The 5413-nt window shown below is 39.6% G+C and carries 4 protein-coding genes; 3 read left to right on the forward strand and 1 reads right to left on the reverse strand.

Features of this window, described 5'->3' with window-relative positions; translation table 11 throughout:
• Positions 1-70: 70 nt before the first annotated feature.
• Both CALSC_RS06600 and CALSC_RS27300 read left to right on the forward strand, forming a co-directional pair.
• On the forward strand, positions 71-2167 hold the full coding sequence (locus CALSC_RS06600; protein ID WP_088240597.1) for an S-layer homology domain-containing protein: 2097 nt from the start codon (positions 71-73) through the stop codon (positions 2165-2167).
• 235 nt (positions 2168-2402) lie between these two features.
• Entirely contained in the window at positions 2403-3260 is an 858-nt protein-coding gene (locus CALSC_RS27300; protein ID WP_235006706.1) for a hypothetical protein, read from the forward strand.
• A 212-nt stretch (positions 3261-3472) separates the two neighbouring features.
• Here the strand turns inward: CALSC_RS27300 and CALSC_RS26315 are convergent, their stop codons facing one another.
• A complete protein-coding gene (locus CALSC_RS26315; RefSeq protein ID WP_159460575.1) occupies positions 3473-3637 on the reverse strand; it encodes a hypothetical protein in 165 nt (54 codons plus the stop codon).
• A 700-nt stretch (positions 3638-4337) separates the two neighbouring features.
• Here CALSC_RS26315 and CALSC_RS06610 point away from each other — a divergent pair.
• Positions 4338-5413, forward strand: a 1076-nt coding sequence (locus CALSC_RS06610; protein ID WP_088240598.1) for a thiamine pyrophosphate-binding protein, incomplete at its 3' end; no start/stop codon positions are given.

Genomic DNA, 5413 nt, shown 5'->3' on the forward strand with positions numbered 1-5413 from the left:
TGTATACGTCATATCTCCTACAACTGGCAGAATTTCAATCTCAAATCTAAAATTTAACATCCAAAATCTTATGGTGAACTCTACCTTAGTTACCACCGTCTATGTCAACCCAGCCACAGGAAATGATAACTATACTGGTTCACGACTAAAACCCTATAAAACTATTTCCCGTGCTTTGGCGACAAAAAAAGCACCAATGATTATTCAACTGGCATCGGATATTTATAATACTGCCAATGGCGAAATGTTTCCTCTTATTATTCCTTCTGGGGTAATTTTGGTTGGTAATGAAGCTACCAAAGGTAAAAATATTGCGATCGCAGGTAGTGGTAATTATGATAGTGAAATTTTTGGGAGACAAACTGTCACTCTATTGCTGCTGGGAAATGCAGAATTAATCGGGGTAACGATAACTAATAATAATGTCAAAGGCTCGGGTATCTGGATTGAATCCACAAATCCAACTTTGACTGATAATACTTTTATTCAATGTGGACGGGAAGCGGTGTTTGTGTGTGGCAATGCTAAACCCGTAATTACCGATAATTTATTTGTCAAAAATGCTAACGCCGGATTAGTTCTAACTAGTTATGGGAAGGGCGAAGTATTAAGAAATGTATTAGAAAACAATCCTTTGGGCATTGTCATGAGTGATTTTGCTGCCCCTTTAGTTGCTGAGAATAAACTATCTGCAAATAAAATAGGTATAGTTGTATCTCGCAATAGTCGCCCTGTATTGCGCCATAATCTGATTACAAATAGCTCTCAAGGTGGCTTATTTGTCAATGGGACAGCAATCCCTGATTTAGGTAGCAGTCAAGACTCGGCTGGGAATATTTTTGTCCAGAATCAAGATTTTGATATCCAAAATGCTACATCAAATAGACTTTTATCTGCTGGTAATCAATTTAATCAGGCTCTAATTAAGGGTTTAGTCGAAACCGTAGCTGTAACGGTGAGTAGCACAAATCAAAATCCAATCAATGCCAGTTTTTCCGATATTGGCGGACATTGGACAAAGGACTTTGTCGAAGCATTGGTAAGCAAAGGTTTGGTAAGTGGGTTTCCTGATGGTACCTTCCGCCCAGAAGCACCCTTAACCCGCGCTCAATATGCCGCTGCGATCGCCAAAACTTTCCAACTTCCTGCGACAAATCCTGACCGCAATTTTACGGATATCAAACCAGAATTTTGGGCAGCAAAGGCGATCGCCAAGGCTACCAGTATGGGTTTTATCAGTGGATACCCTGATGGAAGTTTCCGACCGGGACAAAATTTAACCAAAATTCAAGCCATTGTTTCCTTAGTTAGTGGCTTGCAACTCAGTGGCGGTAATACAAATGTTTTATTTACATATAGCGATCGCGCCCAAATTCCCAGCTATGCCACCAATGCAGTTGCGATCGCGACTCAAAAAATGTTAATAGCCAACTACCCAGATACGGCTCAACTGGAACCATTAAGGGATATAAAACGGGGTGAATTAGCAACATTAATTTATCAAGCCTTGGTGGCAGATGGTCAACAACAGCCGATTATCTCCCCATATATTGTCAAACCAGAACAGGTGGAAATACCTTCCTTTAAGGACTTAGTAGGGCACTGGGCAGAGCCATTTATTAGGGCATTGGTGAGCATGAACCTCACCCGTGGTTTTGCCGATGGAACTTATCAACCAGATAAACCAATGAATCGCGCCCAGTATGCTGCCTTGATTGCAGTGGCATTTAATCCTACACCCAAACAAAAAGTCCCTGATTTCACGGATGTGCCCAAGCCATTTTGGGCTTATAGTGCCATCCAAACAGCAGCACAAGGAGGTTTTGTCGGAGGATTTCGCGATCGCACTTTCCGCCCTCAGGATTATGTACAACGCCTACAGGTCATAGTTTCCCTGGTCAATGGACTGGAATTACCATCTGCCCATCCAGATGTGCTTCTAGGTTATACTGACCGTGATCAGATTCCTGCCTATGCCCAAACAGCCGTAGCAACTGCTACAGTCCAGAAAATCATTGTCAATTTTCCCGAGCCGAAACTGCTCCAACCATCTCAAATTGCCACCCGCGCTGAAGTTGCATCTATGGTATACCAAGCATTAGTTGCGACTGGTCGCTCTAGGGTAATTCATTCTCCTTACATTGTTTCTGCTTTTGCCGTTGACTAGTAGAATAAATAACATTCTCCCATTTATGGAAAAAGATAATATGTAGTATATAATACAAAATTTACAATACAAAATTTGATCATTAGGTGAAAAAACAGATCGGTTATGTCGCTAAATCAACTTGGATAAAAAATTTAGATTAATATACTGCCAATTTTCCGAATTTTTTATTTTTAGCTAGTAAAAGTAATAACCGATAACTGATTGCAGTCTACCAACTCTAGACAAAATAACAATGTTCGCAGTAGCTTTGGACACGTCGAATGAATTGGCGCAAGCCTTATTAGCTCACTATAGTTTTGACCTTGGTGGTTATAGTCCTAGTGAGTTAATTGCTCGTTGGCAAAACCAGTATCCACTCAGTTGGTTACATTTAGCAATAATTGAAGCCTTGTATCAAGGGCGCTATAAAGCTATTTCTGTGCAACAAATTTTAGCACTGTGGCAGCGACGGGAACAAGTTACCTTTCATTTCAATGTAGAATTTGAAAATTTAGTTTGCAGTCGATTTCCAGAAATTTTTACGGTACAACCAACTATATCAAAACGAAGTAAACCAAAAAAGAATAGTCATTTACGACAGCAAACTTATTTGTCACCTGTTTCTGCTGCTCAAAATAATCCAGAATCCCTAAATACCACAGATACTTCCATAAATACTGGGAAAGAGCATCAAAGTCCGGAACAAACAGAAGAAATCCCTAACTTCCTCCATTTGGCTCGCAGACATCGTCAGCCCACATTAGAGAATCCAGATAATATTGATACTTCTCACAATAATTCGACTTATACTGAAGCGAATTATCATTGGGTAGACAAACAAAACAGTAATTCTCCAGAAAAGTCGTTATTATCATCAGCTATTCATCAATCTGCTTTAGAAACATCTAATACCTTAGAAAACTCTCATGATGATAGTTCTATTGCCACATTACTAGCAAAGCAACAATTGAGCCACTTAGAAATTTGCCAAATCAATCATCCACCAATAGATCAATTTATACCAGAGAAGAGCGATCGCTCTAACATTTTTACTTCCAAACTGAAAGCCATATCAACCCATAGAGCTATAGATGGGGAGAATTATGAATAGGTATAGCGCTACGCGCTATATCATTATTCACATTAAAAATTCTAAAAAATAACCCCCATTCCCTTTTCAAAAATGGGGGTTTTAAATCCTTTTTCTTGTTTCTTTGTAGGAGAAAGATTTGCAGAGGGGTTCCGAGTATAATAGTGGACTTTTTCCAACATCCTCTTGAAGTAAATTACCATACAATTAAGTGATTATAACGTCGAGCAAAATTAACTGGCATGTGCCCAATCAGTTAATACTTCAGAGTTTGTTTTTTCTTGACGTTTACGTACTGGTTTTAAAGGAGAGCCAATATTTACACTAGCTAGGGGACGCTGTTTATTCTTCATAGATTTGTGGTTTTTGTTTTTGTTGAGTACCGATGTCTTAGACATTATTATCACCTCGCGCAAGTAATAAGTTCACTATCTGTAGATTTCAGCCTTCAACAATGCCCGCGCCTTAATTACGTATTGCGATAAAAGTGAGCCAGCATTGTAGACAGGTTTACCGCCCTAGAAGACTGGTAAACTCTGAAGGAGTTCAAAAGTGATTGTAAAAGATTCCTCTATTTACGCCATTGTGTACTAGAAGCTGATTTTACTTGCTTCAGTTATACAAACCTGAACAAGTCATAATCTTACAAGTACCTTAATAATAGCGATCAATTTGCCAAATTTTTGGACTTAGTCTGAATTCATAAGGAAGCAAAATCCAATTTAGCCTGCAACTATCTCCTCAGACGTATATAAATTGATAATTAAATATTAAACTCTAATATTTAATATCAGCACCACTACAATAATTTCCGGAAAAATATCCCCAAAGGTTTACCTCGTTATGATCGACGAAAAAAAATTTTTTTTGTTTCAAACTAGACACATTCTTAATTAAATCCATCAAGATAGAAATAGAAACTCTTAATTAAAAGTTCAATTGGGTTTGTATAAAAAAGAGCATTAGCTCTTGGTAAACAAGCAACAAACCTATGACTTTTAGTCCTATATCTTAATATTTCCACATATTGACTCTGTGTCCTAGAACAAGTGCCATGACTACGGGATCTTCAGAGACAATTTAGGAAGGTAGGAGAATATGCCCCAACTAGCACCCCATATATTTGACCTTTTATATCAACAAGGAGTCCAACACGCCTTTGGTATTCCTGGTGATTTTGCTTTAACCCTTTACGATGCCCTGGAGGGTAGTAAGATTGAACCCATTGTGATGACCCACGAACCTTGTGTTGGCTTTGCTGCTGACGCATATTCCCGCATTCGTGGCTTGGGTTTAGCTGTCATCACCTATGGTGTGGGTGGATTGAACATGGTGAATGCAGTAGCTGGAGCCTATGCTGAAAAATCACCCTTAGTAATTCTCAGTGGCGGACCAGGAGTGAAGGAAAAACAGCTACATCAATTACTACACCATAAAGTTAAAACCTTTGATACTCAGCACCGGGTTTATGAAGAAATAACGCGGTATGCCACCATACTCAATGACTCCCAAACGGCTGATGTCAAAATCCATCGTGCTCTTGATTATGCCCTTACCTTTAAGCGACCTGTGTATCTAGAAATTCCCAGAGATATGGTTTACGCAGAGATCGAAGAGGTAGAACACCATCCACCACCAGTTAAACATACTGATCCAGATACCCTAGCAGAAGCTTTAGCTGAAACCTTAGAAATGTTGCACCGGGCAAAATCTCCAGTTATTCTTGCTTGTACGGAAGTTCACCGCTTTGGCTTACAGCAACAAGTAATCACCCTGGCTGAAAAACTAGGAGCACCAGTTTGTTCAACCATGTTAGGTAAATCTGTATTTCCAGAAGGTCATCCCCAATACATCGGTATTTATAACGGTGAAGCAGGAGATCCTTACGTGCAGAATATGGTGGAAGAATCAGATTGTCTGCTGATGTTGGGTGTATTTATGACTGATATCAATATGGGTATGTTTACCGCCCATTTAGATTCTGGTCATGCTATCTACGCCACTTCCGAACGTCTTGCCATTAAGCATCACGAGTATCCCCATATCAGGTTTGAAGATTTCATTACGGCTTTGTGCGATAATCCCGATCTACCTCATTGGGAACCATCGGCACTTGTCACCATGAAACCCCGTGTTGCTCCTTCTCCAGGTAAGATTTCTATGGGCGGGTTATT

It is taken from the genome of Calothrix rhizosoleniae SC01, assembly GCF_900185595.1.
Classification (GTDB): domain Bacteria; phylum Cyanobacteriota; class Cyanobacteriia; order Cyanobacteriales; family Nostocaceae; genus Calothrix_A; species Calothrix_A rhizosoleniae.

Excerpts from the sequence above, each read along its gene's own strand:
- CALSC_RS26315 (WP_159460575.1), bottom strand. The coding sequence starts at position 3,637 with ATGTCTAAGACATCGGTACTCAACAAAAACAAAAACCACAAATCTATG.
- CALSC_RS06600 (WP_088240597.1), top strand. The coding sequence starts at position 71 with ATGGTGAACTCTACCTTAGTTACCACCGTCTATGTCAACCCAGCCACA.
- CALSC_RS27300 (WP_235006706.1), top strand. The coding sequence starts at position 2,403 with ATGTTCGCAGTAGCTTTGGACACGTCGAATGAATTGGCGCAAGCCTTA.